Origin of the sequence: Alcanivorax sp., from assembly GCF_040118815.1 — a bacterium.
GTDB lineage: Bacteria > Pseudomonadota > Gammaproteobacteria > Pseudomonadales > Alcanivoracaceae > Alcanivorax.
Map to the genome: position 1 here is coordinate 227,579 of NZ_JBEDTC010000006.1, position 17,454 is coordinate 245,032.

Genomic DNA, 17,454 nt, shown 5'->3' on the forward strand with positions numbered 1-17,454 from the left:
GTATACAACGAACAGACGGTTTCAGAACATGGCTGCGTATTCTGCCGCGAACCGCGTATCGAAACGGTGAATGAGTTTGCCGGCGGGCCAGGTCAACAGCGTCAACAAGCCTTCGGTCCACTCTTCCTGATGTACCCGGCAGCCGCCCTGACCATCGTCGATAAAGGTGAAGCGGTGGATGATGCGGGCGAAGGGCAGTTGCAGGCCCCAGGTGATGCGTTCGTTTTCCTTGTACTCCAGCACCTTCACTACCACCGGCGCCGGCGGCAGGCGGGGCAGGTCCGCCACGAACAGCAGCAGGGCACCGGGGCGCCAGCCGCCATTGAGGAGCCGGGCGTGGCGGACTACCGAGCACCAGCTGGCCCAGTTGTCAGCGTCGGCAAACAGTTTGAAGGCCTGTTTACGGGAAGCGCGGGTGTCGGTGACTTCGTCGACCAGGTAACGTTTTAGCATGCTGCATCCGTGTTTTTATTGGGTGAAGGTGCTTTCGGGTAGCGCGACACGCAAGCCTGTGCGGTTGCGCAAAAGCAATAATTCCAAGGGGCCTAGATTACGCACAGTAGGGAGCAACCTCCAGTCGGTAAAACGGGCCAATCCGGCGGGCGTTATTGACCTGTCTGGAGGCTTTGCCTAGTTTCGGGTGATTGCGAGGAGTCAGCATGACAACAACACTGTTACCGGCGTCCATATTGCCGGGGCTTCTTGAAGTCTCGTTACGTAACCAGCTGGATGTGCAGGCCCTGTTCGAGCAGGTGGGAATAGATGCGGATATTGTCGGCCGCAGTGATCGTTTTATCAGCCTTACTCAACTGGATGCACTCCTTTATGCCGCCTTTACTGAAAGTGATGATCCTCTATTCGGGTTGCATGTGGGCGCGGATAACCACTATGGCAACCTGGATCTGTTGGGCAACCTGATGGCCACCGCCAATAGCCTGGAGCAGGGCATTGGTATGCTGTTTCGCTACAAGGACCTGGTGGTGCCGTATCTGGATTTCTCTCTGGATCTGTATGGCAAGAGTGTGCAGTTGTCGGTGATCAGCAAAGACCCAACCTTGCGCTTTACGGCGACGCGCACCCACAACGAAGTGGTGGTCGCGACCATGCTGTCCATTGGGCGCTCCCTACTGGGCGCAGACATGCCGCTCACCGGTGCCTGTTTTCTGCATGCTGAACCCTGCGCCGACGAGCTGGAAAGCTATGGGGCATTTTTTCAGTGCCCCTTGTCGTTTTCTGCCGGGCAAAATGCCATCCGCTTCAGTGCCGAGTTGCTTGGCACCGCGCTGCCTCGTGCCTACCCGAAATACAACGAGCGTTTGCGCAAATCTGCGGACCAGGTGCTGGCCGGATTATCCCGGGCCGGTGGGGTGACTGGGCAAGTGGTTAAGCAGCTGGAGCGTTTGCTCGGTGAGTATACGGTGACCATGGAAGCGGTTGCCGATGTGCTGGCCATGACTCCGCGCACACTCCAGCGGCGGCTTCAGGAAGAGGGGGCGCGGTTTGCACAGTTGCGCGATCAGGTGCGCCATCAGCATGCCTGCAAGGCGCTACGCCAGCCGCGCTGTGATATGCAAAGCCTGGCGACGGAGCTGGGTTTTTCCGATACGGCCAACTTCTATCATGCCTTCAAACGCTGGCAGGGTTGTGCGCCGGGCCAATACCGCAAGGAGTACCAGAAAGACTTCCATCAGGAACCTGGCAAGCCTCCCGTTCAGGGTTCCCACGCCTGATTGGTGTGACACTTTGCCACATTGGCATTTCCCCCCAGCGCCGTATCCTTGCGGGCGTTGATTCAATGCCGGGGAAATTCCATGTCTCGTATTGCCTGTTCCGCTGTTGCTCTTTCTCTCATTACTGCTAGCCCTGCTGCGCTTGCCCACTATGACGGCGCGCGCGCTGATAGCCATGCGCCGATCTCAGTGATGGGCGATCACACCCATAACAAGGGCGAGTGGATGCTGTCTTACCGTTATATGGGTATGGGCATGAGCGGCGCGAAATCCGGCAGCGAGTCCCTGAGCACCAATGAAGCCTTTGGTGAAATCCCGGGCATGGGCATGATGAACATGAAAGCCCTGCCGTATGAGATGACCATGCAGATGCACATGCTTGGCGCCATGTATGCACCCACGGACAACTTGACGCTCATGGCCATGGTGCCCTACAGCACTAAGGAAATGACCACCAAGACCCGCATGACCATGATGGGTAACACCACCCAGAGCGAATTTGATACCGAAACCGCTGGGCTGGGCGATGTAAGCGTAGGCGGCCTGTACAAGTTTCTGGATCAGGATGGCTACCGGCTACATCTGAACCTGTCCTTTGGCTTGCCGACTGGGTCGATCACCGAAGAAGATTACGTTCCCATGCCGAATCAGGATGTGCAGCTGCCGTACCCCATGCAGCTGGGCTCCGGCAGCTATGAAGTGCGCCCGGGGTTGACCCTGAACAAGCAGTATGACAGCTGGAGCTGGGGCGCTCAGGTGGGGGCCAGCATTCCCCTTGAAGAGAATGACCAGGGTTACAAACTAAGCTCTCGGGAGCACCTGTCCGTGTGGGCGGCTAAGCCAGTTGCCCCCTGGGCGTCAGTATCCTTGGCCGCATACAAGCGTTGGTGGTCTGATATTCACGGTGCCGCTGAAGACCTGACAATTTCACCCATGATGAACCCGGCAGCGGACCCGGATGCCAAAGGCGGCCAGCGCCTGGATATCGGTGTGGGCGTGAACCTGCTGGCCCGCCAGGGCAGCCTGAAAGGCCATCGCCTGGCACTGGAATACCTGGCACCAGTGCACCAATCCCTGCATGGCCCGCAGATGGAAACGGATTACACCTTTACGCTGGGTTGGCAGAAAGCCTTCGGCGGGAAATAAACCGTGTTGTAGGAGCGACGCTCCTACGGATAAGTGGTGGCGATTTGCGCCCACAAAAAAGCCGCTCCTGATAATCAGGCGCGGCTTTTTTGTGGAATTCAAAATGGTGCCGGAACGCGGAATCGAACCGCGGACCTACTGATTACGAATCAGTTGCTCTACCGACTGAGCTATCCCGGCATGCCCGTTGTGCGGGGCGGGCGCTATTCTAGCAGGACGCCCCGCGCTGGCAAGCAGGAATCAGCCTTCCTGTTTGATGCCTGCCAGCTTGCGGGCGTGCCACTTTTTGGTTTCCACATCCATGCCCCGCAGTATCTGAATACGTTGGGCCTGGGGGCTGCCGGCACCGTGCATGGACTCGGTGAGGTAGCCCACCGCGTTGCGGCCCAGGGTCATGTTCTCAATGAGTCGCAGGATGCGCATGCGGTCTTCGGTGGGGATGTCTTCGCGGCCTTTCAGGAAGCGGCGGATGATGTCGCCGGCTTCTTCATTTTCCAGATCCTGCTCGCTGGGCATGGTCACCATGATGCCGCCGGCCAGGTCTTGGGCGAGTCGCGAGATTTCGTAGGGGAAGCGGGTCACGTTGTGCTTGCATACATTGGCCAGCATGGTGTCGTTCATGAAGATGCCGCTGGGCATCTTCTTCGCTTCGTGGGAACTGGCGATGCCGGAGGAGTAGATTGTCTCGTTCAGGTGGGTCATTTCCACCAGCTTGTCGCGGATATGGCTGACTTTTTCCAGACCGTTGTATTCCACGATGGACGCTGCTGCCCCCACCATCACATCGCCCAGGCCGGTTTTGCAGACATAGCTGGCGCGGTGGTAAGCGGTGAACCGAGTGACCAGCTCCTGGGCGAATTCGTATTCGCCGTCCATGAACACGTGTTCGTGGGGAATGAAAACATCGTCGAAGTACACCAGCACTTCCTGGCCGCCGTATTGGGCGTTGCCCTGATCGATGTCGCCGCCTTCCATGGCGCGGGTGTCGCAGCTTTGGCGGCCGTAGATGTAGGTGATGCCGGCGGCGTCACCGGGGATCATGCCGACTACGGCGTAGTCCTTGTCGCCTTCGGTGAGGTTCATGGTGGGTAGCACGCAGATCCAGTGCTGGTTCCAGCCGCCGGTCATGTGCGCCTTGACGCCTTTTACGTAGATGCCCTTGTCGGTGCGGCGGGTAACACGCATGAACATGTCCGGATCTGCCTGTTCGGCGGGGCGCTTGCTGCGGTCACCTTTAGGATCGGTCATGCCGGCGGCGATCAGGATGTTTTTGCGCTGGGCTTCTTTGAGAAAATCCAGATAGCGCTGGTGATATTGGGTGCCGTGTTTCTCGTCCATTTCGTAGGTAACGGAGTGCAGCACGCTGATGGTGTCCAGGCCGGTGCAACGCTGAAAGCAGGTGCCGGTAATCTGGCCCATGCGCCGTTGCATCTTGTTCTTTTTCACCAAGTCGCCGGGGGATTCCACGATGTGCAGAAAACGGTTTACCTGAGCGTCGATCAACGGTGACCAGGCGGTGGCCAGCTCCGGGTCGTCGATGGCCAAATCGTAGCTGGCTCGCAGGGCATTGATACTGGGTTTGATGATCGGGTGATCCGCGGGCTCATCAATCAGCTCGCCGAACAGAAACAGGCGTGTGCCGCGATTGCGCAGGCTGGCCAGGTAGTCGTCACCGTTCTTGATGACCGGGATGCGGTCCCATCGGGTCTGGGCGGATTCTTCGCGGGCTGGGGCCGGGGCTGCGGCGTTCATGGTGCCTCCTGGGATCGTATTGTTCTGCTCTGCGGCGTAAGCGGCGCAGGCAATATCATCGGAATTGGGTGACTTGGGAGTCATCTCCGATGGTAAACAGTGTGTAATCCAAGGCAATGACAGAAAGTACAGCTGTGCTCTGTGGTCAAGTCAGGGTGGCGCTGAGGGCGGCGAGAAGTAGGAGGGCGTCGCTGGCGGGGCGATTAAAAGCAGTTGAAAGTTCAAAGTGTAAAGTTCAAAAGCGCGGAACCACGAGGTCTCGCTGGCGGAGGCTTGGCTTCGCGTTTCAACTTTACACTTTGAACTTTCAACTCGCTCTTTCGGCGGAGATCGGCGTTGCCGATTTCCGCCCTACGGTTGGCGGGGGCTATTGTCCCTTGAACACCATGGAGGCCGAGTTCAGGCAATAGCGTTGGCCAGTGGGGGGCGGGCCGTCGGGGAAGACGTGGCCCTGGTGGCCGTCGCAGCGGGCACAGCGAATTTCTACGCGCACCATGCCGTGGCTGGTGTCGCGTATTTCGCGGATGTGTTCCGGGTCGCTGGGCTGGTAAAAGCTGGGCCAGCCGGTGCCGGATTCAAACTTGGCGCTGGAGCTGAATAGCGGCAGGTCGCACAATTTGCAGTGGTAGGTGCCGGCGTCCTTGTTATCCAGCAGGCCGCCGCAGAACGGCGCTTCTGTGCCCTGGTTGAGCAGGATGCGGCGTTCTTCTTCGGTTAGCGATTGTGCGCGGGCCTGTTTCTCTTCTTCGCTCAGGGGCGTCAGGTCGAAGCCGCTGGCGGACAGTGCTTGGGTCATCAGGCACTCCCTTCGGTTTTTGTCTGGTTAACGTGTCTGGGCTTTAAGTTTGTTAGGGAAAGCCTGGATCAGCTTTTCCACTTTTGGTTTGGCTATATGGGTTATGTAGCCTTGATTGGGGTTGCGACGGGCGAAATCCTGGTGGTAGTCCTCGGCGCGATAAAAGGCGTCCAGCGGTTCCACGGTGGTGGCAATGGGAGCAATAAAGGCACCGGCGTTGTTCAACTGCTGGATGTACGCCTCGGCCACCGCTTTCTCGGTGTCATCGTGATAAAAAATCGCGGAGCGGTATTGCGTGCCCCGGTCGTTGCCTTGCCGGTCTTTCTGGGTGGGATCGTGCGCGACGGAGAAGAACACTTTGAGTAGCTCGCCAAAGCTGATTACGGCGCTATCGTATTCCACTTCGATCACTTCCGCATGGCCGGTGGTGCCGGTGCAGACGGCTTCGTAATTGGCTCGGGCGGCGTGGCCACCGGCATAGCCGGATACCACTGCATTCACGCCCTCCAGATTCAGATAGACCGCTTCCACACACCAGAAACAGCCGCCACCCAGTACCGCTTTGGTGATGCCATCGGCGGGCAGGTTTTCGGCCACATCGGGGAATTGTTCCGGGTGAATGGCCAGGGATGTACCGGGGATTACTGCGTTCATGGTTTCTCCAGTGGGGTCGATCGACACCCGCCAGGTTTGTGGCCCGGCAGGTGTGTTTCGTCAGTACGGCCAGAGGAGAGGGCAGGGGTCAATCCTGCCTCACGGCACCACTGGCAATCAGGGTCTCAATGTCGCTGTCGCTGAAGCCGGCCTGGCTCAATACCGCACGGCTGTCTGCGCCGGCGGTGGTGGCCGGTTTGACTTCCCCGGCGCCACTGCGAGAGAAGCGCGGAGTGGGAGCCGGTTGTGCGGCGCCGTTGACGGTAACAAACGACTCTCTGGCTACGTTATGTGGGTGGGAGGGCGCTTCTTCAAGGCTGAGGACCGGCGCAAAACAAACGTCGGTGCCTTCCATCAGCGCGGACCACTCGTCCCGTGTCTTCTGTTTGATGACAGCAGCGAGCTTTTGTTTCATTTCCGGCCATTTGGGTGGGTTTACTTGATGGCCGAAGTCGTCTGCGGGTAGCTCGGCGATTTGGCAAAGCTGAGCATAGAACTGGGGTTCAATGCTGCCGATGGAGACATATTTGCCGTCAGCGGTTTCATAGACTTCGTAGAAATGCGCGCCGGAATCGAGCATGTGAGTGCCGCGATTGTCAGTAAACATGCCCTGGGATTTAAGCCCGTAGAACATGGCCATGAGCGCGGCGGAGCCTTCCACCATGGACGAATCTACCACTTGGCCTTTGCCGCTGCGCTGGGCTTCCAGAGCCGCGCAGACCATGCCGAAGGCGAGCATCATGCCGCCGCCGCCGAAATCGCCGACCAGGTTGAGCGGGATGGCGGGTTTCTCGCCTTCACGGCCCATGGCATGCAGCGCCCCGGACAGGGAGATGTAGTTCATGTCGTGGCCGGCGGCTTGGGCCAGCGGGCCGGTCTGGCCCCAGCCGGTCATGCGGCCGTAAACCAGTTTGGGGTTGCGGGCCAGGCACTGTTCCGGGCCGACGCCCAGGCGCTCGGTAACACCGGGACGAAAGCCTTCGAACAGGCCGTCGGCGGTTTCGCAAAGTTTCAGAACGGTTTCGATGCCTTCGGCGCTTTTCAGGTCCACGGCCAGGTTCTGGCGATTGCGGAAAAGGACGGTGTGGCCGATGGCGGAATGCGGGTTGCCGCCGGGGCGATCGATGCGGATAACGGTGGCGCCCATGTCGGCAAGCATCATGCCGCAGAAGGGGCCGGGGCCAATGCCGGCCAGTTCGATGAAGGTCAGTCCGTTAAGTGGGCCTGTCATAGTGGTCATGTCCGTTGTCAGAGTCCGTTTTACCGTTCCCTGACGGACACTGGCCGGTCAGGGAATAAGGGCTTGTTCACGCAAGCTGCGACGCAGTGCCGAGCACTGGCTTTTGGCAATGGCAACGGCGTTGCTGGCTTCGTGGGTGGTGGCGATACCGGTCCACAGAGGTTTGCCGTTGGCATTGATCAGCTCTGCGCCGTGTTGCCGCAGGGCATCGGGTACCTCGTCTTTGGCCAGTTCACCGCCAATTCCGACTTGCCAGGTTGGCTGCACGTCGCCAGCAGATTGTTCCATGGGGTTGAGCTGGTTGCCGGCTGCCGGCGGTGCGGCTGCGTCTATCAGCAGGTGGGTCAGCTCGACCACCAGAATCCGCTCTACATCGTTTTCTTGCGCCCAGTCGAGGATGCGTTCTTTTCCGCCTTCATACCATAACGGTAATTCCTGATGGCTGAGCAAAACGGTCAACGAATCACTTGAAAATATATCCCTGCAGGTTAATTCCCAGGTTTCGCGGATGTTGCCTTCCGGGGTGTGGGCGACCAGCAGCAGGGTATCTTGCGGCGGGTGGCTGCCCTCATCGGTGAAGCGGGTAGTCACGTCCGTGGTGCTGGCGCAGCCGGCAACGAAGAGGGCGGGTAACAGGTATCGAAAAAGCGGTCGCATGGAAATCTCCGGCGGCAAGAGCGGTGCCTTCAATGGCTGCGCCCAGTGTAACAGCGCCACGCAGGCGCCACATCAACTGGTGCACAATCTCTTGTGTTCTGGCGGGCCTTTAGCCGCCCACTTTTAACCGCTCACTAGGGGATCGCCGGAGAGTGCTGTGCCGGAGCTGCGGCCGGGTCGGCTGAAAAAGCAAAACGGCAGCCTGTTTGCGGCTGCCCGGGGGCGGGGTACCAGCGCACTTCGTATTTGTCCTGACTGTTTTGTTGTTCCTGCCATTGTAGTTGCAACGCGGCGCCGTCATCGGTGGTCGCGCGCTGCCCCCGGCAGTGAATAGCCAGCTCCAGCGTGTCGAGGGCCAGCTGTTCGGCGGGGGCGGCCAGCAGGGACATGCGCCAGTAAGGGCCGGTGGTGGGGTCGCCGGGCTCGTGGGCAGGATGACCTTGCCATTGGGCTACCGTGAGAGAGGCGGGCGCTGCGGTTTGCTGTGCTTCAGGAAAGTACTGATGCGCAAGCAGGGAGAAGATCTGCTTGCGGGGAATGTCGTTGATGTCGCCGGTCTGTTGCAGGTCGCGGCTCAGCTCGCTGCTCTGGGCTATCAGAAAATCCAGCGTATGGGGGCCGTAGAGCGTGTGGCCACCTTCGTAGTATTGCCGCTGGTATTCCTCGGGGGTGACGGCATAGCCAAAATAGCCGTTGGCCAGGCTGGAGACTTCCACTTTCCAGTTCGTGCCGGCGGGAAGGGTATCGGTAACGGCATCGCGCAGGCGATTGCCGCTTTCCAGGGTGATTTCCCAAGGCAGCGGCACGATGACCAGCTCGTTGATCCGTACGATCTGGAACAGGGCCTGATGGGGGAAGCGTTCCGCGGGTAACAGCAGTTGCAACTTGGACAACATCCACTGCTTTACGCCCTGGCAGTTGTCGGTGAAAAAGCGTCGAGGCCAGTCTTCCTTAAGAAAGGGCAAGTAGGAAATCGGAAAGACTTCATCGCCATTGGCGGCACCGGCGACGGCGGCGCCGGCAATGGCACGCTCACAGAGTCCGAAGCGCCCTGTGTCGATTTGGTCCAGCAGGTTCAGTTGGCGGCTGGCGACGGCGGTGTCCAGTGTGTTAGTGAGCTGCCCATCCAGTGAGTGAAACAATTGGATGGCGTGTTCGCCCAGAGCCATGCCGATACGCTGTGCTTCCAGGTCGCCACGCTGGTCTGTGTGCCAGGCCGGATTATTGTCGGCGTGGGTGGCTTGGGCGGCGCCATGGATAAAGCCGGGGGCTGTGCCTGCCAGTTCATTTTCAAGAGCGCCACTGATCCAGTGCCAGACGTCGGCGTGGTAAGGGTGGGTAAAGGGGGGAATGGCGGTGCCATGAATGGAGTAAAGGCTAAGCGCACCGGCAGGAACAAAGCGGTCGCCTTGCTTCTGGTCAATGCGCAGCAGGGTCATGGTGGGGTTGACCGCCATCATCGGGTCATCATCCAGATGCTGCCCGTCAGGAAAATTATTGGCCCAGGCGCCCATGGCGCGGTTACGGGTATAGCCCCGGATATCGCTTTGCCCGACCGCGAAGCGGGCTTCCTGCCGGGATGCATAGGCCGCGATTACCGCGTCGGCGATTTGTTCGCTCAGGTATTCAAACAAGGCCGGGTCGAAACCAGGTTTGTTGCTGCCGAAAACATTGTAGAAATCACTGCCCAGGTACTGCCCCGGGCCGGAATGCGTGTGGGTGACCAGCAAAGACAAGGCGTGTGCAGGCACATCGGTTTTCTCTGCGATACGTTCAGCAATGCGATGGTGAAGCGGTAGGGAACCGGTACCCAGATCCAGCTGCACAATGGCCATGGGGGTTTGCCCGGGGGCGTGGAGATAAAACGCTCGCGCTTTCAAACGGGTGCGAAAGCCGTCAGCGGCCTTGGCCCAAGCGGAATAACCGAACTTGGGGAGCCCAATTGGCGGGGTGATATCCCGTTCTGCAATGCCGGCCAGCGGAACGGAGGTCTGAACGGCGGCAAGTGGTTCGCTAAGGTGAATGTCTACCTGTTGGCGGGGGAAAAATAGAAAAGGCCAGGCGGTATGAACCAGGGCGACGATAACGGTGAGGGTGACAATGGCGGCCAGCCAGCGGTAGATACGGCGTGAGCGTGCAGTCTTCATAATCGGATCTTATTGTAGTTTGCACTAAGGTACCAATGGTGGGGGTGTGGTGCAAACGGCTGCATTTTGTTGCTCAACGGGCGTGAAAGCTACGTAAAGATACGCTTAGATACAGAAAGTAAGAACATGAACGGGTTCACAACATTACTCCAACGCAACGGCACCGGATGCCTATTTTTTTTTCTTGCTCCACCTATTCCAATGATTGCACAGATCATTCATACCCAAGGGGGGTAGTCATGAAAGGAAGCACGCGTATATCCATGTTGGCAGCTGGCGTCGCTTTAGCTACGCAAGGCATTGCTGAAGACGGCATGAAAGAAGCCGATACCCGTCACTATGTGGCGCCCATGTTCCACGTTTTGCAATTGGATGACGACCGTGATTTGTCAGACGACGGTCTGGGTGGCGGCCTGATCTATGGCCGTCAGTTGTCTGACCACTGGTGGTGGGAGACGGAAGGTGCCGGCTACACCATGGAAACGGGTAACAATGCTGGGACTGACTATTACCAGTATTCATTGACCACTGGTCTGGCTTATGCCTTTGGTGATCGTAGAGGGTTCACCCCGTTCGTGGTGGGCCAGATCGGTGGCATCCATAACGACGTGGTTCCGGATGATGATGATGGCATCAGTTTGCACGCTAATGTTGGTTTGGGTGCGGTGAGTGGCCCGCTTTTTGACAGCGGTCTGAAACTGCGCGCTGAAGCCCGTTACATGTACGACGACTTTGATGGTATCACCGGCACAGCCTCTGAAGATGAAGGTGGTTTTAACGACTGGCGCTTCTCCGTTGGGCTTGAACTGCCTCTCGGTCGTACCAAAACCGTAGAAGTCGAAAAAATCGTCTACGAAACCCGTGAAGTCGAAAAGGTTGTAGAGGTGACCGCTGCCGATAGCGATGGCGATGGTATCCCGGATAACCGCGACAAGTGCCCGAACACCATTGCCGGTGGCAAGGTCGATGGTGATGGCTGTCTGCTAACCAACCAGACCATTACGTTCAACAACATTGGTTTCGAACTGGACTCTGCCAAGATCACCGCGACTTCACGTCCGGCTCTGGAGCGTTTGGTTAAAGGTCTCAAGTCACAAACCAACTTCAATGTTGAAATCGCTGGTCACACCGATAGCACCGGTAGTGCAGAGTACAACGAAAATCTGTCTGATCGTCGCGCCAATGCGGTGCGTGAGTACTTGATCGAACAGGGTATCTCAGCCGAGCGTCTGAGCGCTCAGGGCTATGGTGAAGTGGTTCCGGTAGCCAGTAACGAGACTGCATCCGGTCGTGCCATGAACCGTCGCGTTGAGTTCCGCGTCAGCGAGCAGTAGGAGCTGTGATATGAATAAGCAAATGAAAACTCTCTTGGCGCTTGCGCTGACAGGGTTCCTGGGCGCTGGCCTTGCTGGCTGTGGCGCCGATGGAGGTGGCTCCAGTGGCGGCGGTAACACCCCGGTGGGCAATCAGCCTGACCAGGATAACGATGGTGTGCCGGACAATACGGATAACTGTCCTACCGTGCCGAACCCTGATCAAGCGGACTCTGACGGCGATGGGATCGGCGATGCCTGTCCGGAAGACTTCTGTGAAGATCCAGAGCAGCACTTTACTGTTGATCTTGGCTCGGTGATTCCGGCGGACGGAGCTACCAATGTGTCCCTGGGTACTCTGATTCAGGCAACGTTCTCTCACGAACCGAATCTGACCAGCCTGGAAAACAGTGCCTTTATCGGGCTGGAAACGCAGGCCGGTGATCCGGTGGCGTTGACCCCGGCAGTGACGGGCAATGAGGCAAGCTTTGCTCCTGAACAGCCTCACTTGATGGCCTCCACCAGTTACGTCTTCTATATCAATGCCAGTGAAATTGATGGTATTGAAGCGGAAGTTTGTGCTCAGGCAGGTTTTGATCCGAAGTACCTGATCTTTACCGACGAAAACGGTGAGCCGCTGGTTGATGGTAATGGTGATCCGGTAACGGAACAGGAGTTCAACTTTGAGACAGGGGTGAGCAATTTCCTTGAAGTTGTAGCCACCGATCCAGAAGAGGGCGATGCCGTTGGCGCCAGTGTGAACCCGACTGTGACCTTCAATCAGCCTATCGATGAAGCGACGTTGGATTGTGAAGGCGATGATGCGGTTATCGTGCTTGAAAAGCTGGGCGATGGCGGCGTTGCTGAAGAAACCGTAGCTGGCACCTGTGCACTGTCTGAAGACGATATGACAGTAACGTTTACCCCTGACGAAGGTTTGCAGGAAAGTTCCGACTACCAGCTGACCATCGATGCGAGTGGTGTCGCTGCTGAAAACCCGGATGCGGATCCGTTGGCCGAAAACGTGGTGATCAACTTCACAACCACCAACGATGTTCTGGATCTGGAAAACTGCTCCACGCCAGTCTCCAACATCTGTGTGTTGGGTGGCGATGAGCATAACGGTGGCTTGGTTGATGTGCTGCTGGACCCTGAAACAGGCCCGCTGGCACCGATTGCTTCCAATATCGGTGGTGCTGATGCTCTGACTGATCGGCTGGTCGACCTGCTCCAGAATGATGACGGTTCACTGGCATCCGTGCTGGAAGGGCTGTTCCTGGAAGGTAACCTGCAGGAAGGTTTGCAAACACTGATTCTCGGCGACGATGAAGGCAATGGTGGCTTGCAGACAATCGTTACCGAATTGCTCATGGGCAATGAAAACGGTGAAGCGGGGCTGCAGGGTCTTCTTGGTGAAGATGGGGTAACCGGTCTGCTGGAAGCCCTGCTGATCGAGCCTGAAAACAACCCGAACTGTCAGGCTCCTCTGGGCACTATTTGCCTGGTGGGTACCGATGAGCAGCAAGGTGTTGTAGATCTGCTTCTTGAAGACGGTGGCGCCTTGTCCGGGTTGGGGCTTGAGCAGCAGGAGCTGGTCGACACCCTGGGCAACTTGCTTGCTAACGACAGTACCCTTGCGGATACGGTAGAAGGTTTGCTGATCGATGGTCAGCTAGAACAAGGCCTTTCCGCTCTGTTGCTGGGTGACCCTGAGAACGGCGAATCTCCGGGGCTGATTACCGCTCTGGAAAACATCTTGAACCCTGAAGATGGTCTGATTCCCGGTCTGGTTTGCACCGTGGGCGGGCTGCTTGGTTTGCCTTGCGAATAGAGTAACAGCGTTTAGCCTGCGGCAGTGGTTGACTGCCGCAGGTTCTTCTAAGGAAAGAGGTGGGGATTATGAATTTTAAATTGAAAACACTGTTCGCCATGCTGCTAACAGCTGTTCTGGCTTTCGGGCTGGCCGGTTGTGGTGCAGATGGAAGTGGAAGTAGCAATGACGGGAGCAACAATCCTGTCTCCCGTGACACTGATCAGGATGATGATGGGATTCCTGATGACGTCGATAACTGTCCCGCTAACCCTAATGCCATGCAGGAAGATCAGGATGGTGATGGCATCGGCGATGTCTGTGATGACGACCGTGATGGTGACGGCGAAGATAACGATACCGACAACTGCCCGCTGGTAGCTAATCCTACTCAGGATGATGCTGATGGCGACGGCGTCGGTGATGCCTGTGACCAGAACAACGATCAGGACAATGACGGCATCGATGATGGTGTCGATAACTGTCCCGCTATCTTCAACCCGGAACAGGGTGATGTGGATGGCGATGGCAAAGGCGACGTTTGTGACGACGACTCAGACAACGACGGCGTTGATGATAGCAACGACAACTGCGTGTTTACTGCCAACAACGATCAGGCTGATGCCGATACAGATGGTATTGGTGATGTTTGTGACGATGATCTGGACGGTGATACGGTTCTGAACGATGACGATAACTGTCTGAACCTGCCTAACACGGATCAGTCAGATATCGATTTCGACACCATCGGTGATGTTTGTGATGACGACCGTGACGGTGATGGCGTAGATAACGATACAGACAACTGTTTCGATACTGCTAACACCGACCAGGCTGACGTAGATAATGATGGCATTGGTAATGTCTGTGATGATGACTTCGGTGGCGGTCCCACTGACGACACTGATGGTGATAGCATTCCGGATGACACCGATAATTGTCCTCTGATTGCCAACACCGATCAGGCGGATGCTGATGACGACGGTAAAGGCGATGTCTGTGATGACGATGGCTTCACCTGTTCTGCAACCAGCACATTTAAACCATTGTCTGCGCTTTTATATTCAGTTAACGCACGCACTACAGGGGCTTGCTCGTTGCTAGGTTTGTGCAGCGTCAGCAATCCTGACAATGTAAATGATAATGACACGTCTACATTTGGAAGCTTGAACCTTACTGTTGGACTATTGGGTGGTTCTGCTGCTATCGGGGTTGATATTGACCCTCTGGCTTATGCTTCAGATATTTCTGATGACGTTGTAGGTTTTGTTGTCAGTAACCCAGGCGATGTACTGAGTCTTTCGCTTTTGGGAGAAAGTATCACTCTTCATTTCTATAATGATGGCGATGCTACTCCTGTAGCTAGTGCAGCTGTGAGTGGATCACCGTTGGCTCTGGAGCTGTTGGGATTGGGAGGCAGTAATGATACCTTCTTCCTTTCCGCCCAAGCGCCGGCAGCCAACTTTGATTCTGTTGAGTTGGAATATACTAGTGGCGTAGCGAACTTGCTGTCTTATATAAACGTACATGAAGCTTGCTCGGGTACTCCCTGATAATCGACTAGGGAATTGCCAGGAAAGGGGACCTTAGGGTCCCCTTTTTTTGTTTGCCGAAGATGCCTGTTTTGCCGGGTGAAATCGCTTGGAACTCGCTGCGCATGCCCCGTGAGCGTTTTGGCAAACGGTTATGGTGTTATCGGGTGCCGCAAAGCATGAGTCGGTCACGAACCTGCGGGGATAATGCATTCCTCATGGCGTGACTGTTGAGGAAGCCTGATTAGTGTTGATTTCACTGGTGTCGGTTATCTGGGCTTGCCCGAGGCAAAGGAAGGTCTCAGTGATTAGCTGATGAATTGCTGCAATGCGAACCACCATCGCCCTTTTCGTGATGGCATCGCTGCCGGTGTGACAGTGGTAAAATGCGCAATCACTGTTTGGTATACGTTGACCACTACAGCAACGTTTGTTGATATGGAACCACGGTTCTGAAAAAGTATCGCCTGATGGGCATAGGCTGGTACCCTGAGCTAAGAAATAAACACTAGAACGGAAAGGGGGCGCCCATGCGAACAGGCATATTTATCCTCATATGTCTTGGTTTCACGCTACTGGTTGGTTGTGACAAGGAACCGGAGGTGGGGGAGGTCGTCAGTACCTTTAAGAACTACCAAGAAACCGGTGATCTGCCCGCGCTGAGGGAGCGGGGCTTTGTTCGCTTGCTCGCGCCCCGCTTTGACGAGCCCTCAGGCCTGCCCCGCGATGGCGTCCCGGCCAGCGAGTACCAGCAGCAGGCGGAGGAATTTGTCGAGCACTTGGGGCTGGAGCCCCGCTGGGTCTATGCCGACAATTTTGGTGAGCTGGGTACCCTGATCAACCAGGGTATGGCGGATATCATCATCACCAACTATTCGGTGACCAAGGAGCGTCAAAAGACGCTGGCGTTTTCTACCCCGGTGAACGCCGTGCAGGAGCGCATGGTGGTACCACGGGCACTGGCAGATTTGCCATTAACGGAGATGGGCGAGGTGACGCTGTCGGTACCGGAAGGGTCGGCCTATCAGGAAACCGCCACCAAACTGGCCAAGCGCCACGACAACATCAGCCTGGAAGTGCTGGACAGCAATGTTTCGGATGAGGAATTGGTCAATGGCGTGGCTAATGGCGAGCTGGCGGCGAGTATCGTCGACAGCAATATGCTTGATGCGTTGCTTGAAGAGGACGGGGAGGTTGTAGCGGGGCCAGTGGCCAACCGCAAACGTCGTATCGCCTGGGCGGTGCGCCCGGATAGCAGCGAATTGCTGGATCAGATCAACCAGTACATTACCAGCGAGCGGGTCATTACCTCCGTAGACAGCGAGGAAGAGCGTGACTGGGCCGAGATTCGTGAGAAGGGGGTGCTGCGAGTCATCACCTCCAATAACCCGGCCAGCTATTTTATGTGGCGAGGGGAATTGATGGGTTTTGATTACGACCTGATCAAGGATTTTGCCAAGCAGCATCGTTTGCGTGTCCAGGTTGTTGTACACGATACGCCATCCTCCATGTTTGCGGCCCTGGAAGCCGGGGAAGGGGATGTCATTGCCGCCTCCATGACCGTCACAACAGAGCGGCAGAACGCAGGCTGGTCTTTCAGTGAACGCTATCTGGAAGTGAATGAGCAGCTCATCGGTGAGGCGGGTGATACACCGCTGGGGACCGTTGAGGAACTGGCAGGGCGCACGGTGGCGGTGAACCCGGAAACCGCTTATTACGATACGCTCAAGGTGTTGCAAGAGGCGGGGGCCGCGTTCGAGATTCTGGAAGTGGAAAACGCCAGTACAGAAATGTTGATCGATGGTGTGGCCAGCGGCGATTACGACCTGACCATGGCCGATAGCCATCTGGCTGCCATGGAGTCCACCTACCGGGATGACATCGCTGTGTTATTTCAGTTTGAGCCAGCCAAAGAGATTGCCTGGGTGACCCGTGAACCCCAGCAGGCACTGCGTGACCAGCTCAATCATTATATAAAACGTGGTTATCGCGGGTTGTTTTACAACGTGACCTACAACCGCTATTTCAAGGAAAAGAAAACCATTGCCACCCATGAGGCCTATCGGGTGGAAGCGGGCCGGGATATTTCGCCTTACGATGAGCTGGTGCGTGGTGAGTCGCTCAAATATGGCTTGGACTGGCGCTTGATTACTTCCCAGATGTACCAAGAAAGCCGTTTTAATCCGAACGCTCGGTCTTTCGCCGGTGCTCAGGGGTTGCTGCAAGTGATGCCCCGTACCGGTCGGCAATTTGGCTACAGTAATCTGACTAACCCGAAAAATGGCGTGGAAGCGGGACTGGCCTATATTGACTGGTTGGAGCAGCGTTTTCCTGCGCGCCTGGACTTGGCGGAAAAACTCTACTTTACGCTGGCCGCGTACAATGCCGGTCATGGCCATGTGGAAGATGCCAGGCGCCTGGCCCAGCGTCTTGGCAAGGATCCGGACAAGTGGTTTGGCCATGTGGAGGAAGCCATGTTGCTCTTGTCCAAGCCCCAATATGCCCGCCAGGCCCGCTACGGTTATGTGCGTGGCTCAGAGCCAGTCAAATACGTGCGGCAAATCAAGAACCGGTATTTGGGCTATGTCGCCGCGCTGGGCGAGCAGGAGCAGTCTCAGCTTTAACCGGGATTTTACAACCTGGCCATGGAAAAGCCTGAAATGAGCCCCATAGTCTG

The 17,454-nt window shown here is 56.8% G+C and carries 13 protein-coding genes and 1 tRNA gene; 6 read left to right on the plus strand and 8 right to left on the minus strand.

All coding sequences use genetic code 11. The annotated features are described in order from the left end of the window. Positions 1 to 21 precede the first annotated feature (21 nt). Entirely contained in the window at positions 22 to 453 is a 432-nt protein-coding gene (locus tag ABNH18_RS05035; protein ID WP_349381760.1) for an SRPBCC domain-containing protein, read from the minus strand. A gap of 206 nt (positions 454 to 659) precedes the next feature. Here ABNH18_RS05035 and ABNH18_RS05040 point away from each other — a divergent pair, with 206 nt between their 5' ends. Continuing rightward, positions 660 to 1,730 carry an AraC family transcriptional regulator gene (locus tag ABNH18_RS05040; protein ID WP_349381761.1) on the plus strand — a complete coding sequence of 357 codons (1,071 nt, stop codon included), beginning with the start codon at positions 660 to 662 and terminating at the stop codon, positions 1,728 to 1,730. 81 nt (positions 1,731 to 1,811) lie between these two features. Further along, on the plus strand, positions 1,812 to 2,876 hold the full coding sequence (locus tag ABNH18_RS05045) for a transporter (RefSeq protein WP_349381762.1): 1,065 nt from the start codon (positions 1,812 to 1,814) through the stop codon (positions 2,874 to 2,876). Positions 2,877 to 2,980: 104 nt separating this feature from the next. Here the strand turns inward: ABNH18_RS05045 and ABNH18_RS05050 are convergent. From ABNH18_RS05050 to ABNH18_RS05080, 7 genes are all read right to left on the minus strand, one after another. Beyond that, positions 2,981 to 3,056 (minus strand) — tRNA-Thr (locus ABNH18_RS05050). A 60-nt stretch (positions 3,057 to 3,116) separates the two neighbouring features. Continuing rightward, positions 3,117 to 4,628 carry a 4-hydroxyphenylacetate 3-hydroxylase family protein gene (locus tag ABNH18_RS05055; protein WP_349381763.1) on the minus strand — a complete coding sequence of 504 codons (1,512 nt, stop codon included), beginning with the start codon at positions 4,626 to 4,628 and terminating at the stop codon, positions 3,117 to 3,119. 367 nt (positions 4,629 to 4,995) lie between these two features. Then, complete coding sequence (msrB, locus tag ABNH18_RS05060; RefSeq protein WP_349381764.1) at positions 4,996 to 5,424, minus strand: peptide-methionine (R)-S-oxide reductase MsrB; 429 nt, start codon at positions 5,422 to 5,424, stop codon at positions 4,996 to 4,998. Positions 5,425 to 5,451: 27 nt separating this feature from the next. Continuing rightward, positions 5,452 to 6,078, minus strand: coding sequence for a peptide-methionine (S)-S-oxide reductase MsrA (gene msrA, locus ABNH18_RS05065; protein ID WP_349381765.1), 627 nt, complete (start codon positions 6,076 to 6,078; stop codon positions 5,452 to 5,454). 88 nt (positions 6,079 to 6,166) lie between these two features. Further along, the gene (locus ABNH18_RS05070; RefSeq protein ID WP_349381766.1) at positions 6,167 to 7,318 is read right to left on the minus strand and encodes a CaiB/BaiF CoA transferase family protein; all 1,152 of its coding nucleotides are present in this window, start codon (positions 7,316 to 7,318) and stop codon (positions 6,167 to 6,169) included. Between the two features lie 48 nt (positions 7,319 to 7,366). Next, positions 7,367 to 7,975, minus strand: coding sequence for a hypothetical protein (locus ABNH18_RS05075; RefSeq protein ID WP_349381767.1), 609 nt, complete (start codon positions 7,973 to 7,975; stop codon positions 7,367 to 7,369). 134 nt (positions 7,976 to 8,109) lie between these two features. After that, entirely contained in the window at positions 8,110 to 10,122 is a 2,013-nt protein-coding gene (locus ABNH18_RS05080) for a neutral/alkaline non-lysosomal ceramidase N-terminal domain-containing protein (RefSeq protein ID WP_349381768.1), read from the minus strand. 239 nt (positions 10,123 to 10,361) lie between these two features. Between ABNH18_RS05080 and ABNH18_RS05085 the strand changes: the two genes are divergently transcribed. The 4 genes from ABNH18_RS05085 (at position 10,362) to ABNH18_RS05100 (ending at position 17,401) form a co-directional block, all read left to right on the plus strand. Then, the gene (locus tag ABNH18_RS05085; protein ID WP_349381769.1) at positions 10,362 to 11,456 is read left to right on the plus strand and encodes an OmpA family protein; all 1,095 of its coding nucleotides are present in this window, start codon (positions 10,362 to 10,364) and stop codon (positions 11,454 to 11,456) included. A gap of 10 nt (positions 11,457 to 11,466) precedes the next feature. Continuing rightward, positions 11,467 to 13,266, plus strand: a complete 1,800-nt coding sequence (locus tag ABNH18_RS05090) for an Ig-like domain-containing protein (RefSeq protein WP_349381770.1) — start codon at positions 11,467 to 11,469, stop codon at positions 13,264 to 13,266. 68 nt (positions 13,267 to 13,334) lie between these two features. After that, a complete protein-coding gene (locus ABNH18_RS05095; protein ID WP_349381771.1) occupies positions 13,335 to 14,798 on the plus strand; it encodes a thrombospondin type 3 repeat-containing protein in 1,464 nt (487 codons plus the stop codon). A 509-nt stretch (positions 14,799 to 15,307) separates the two neighbouring features. Further along, positions 15,308 to 17,401, plus strand: coding sequence for an MltF family protein (locus ABNH18_RS05100; RefSeq protein WP_349381772.1), 2,094 nt, complete (start codon positions 15,308 to 15,310; stop codon positions 17,399 to 17,401). Positions 17,402 to 17,454 lie beyond the last annotated feature (53 nt).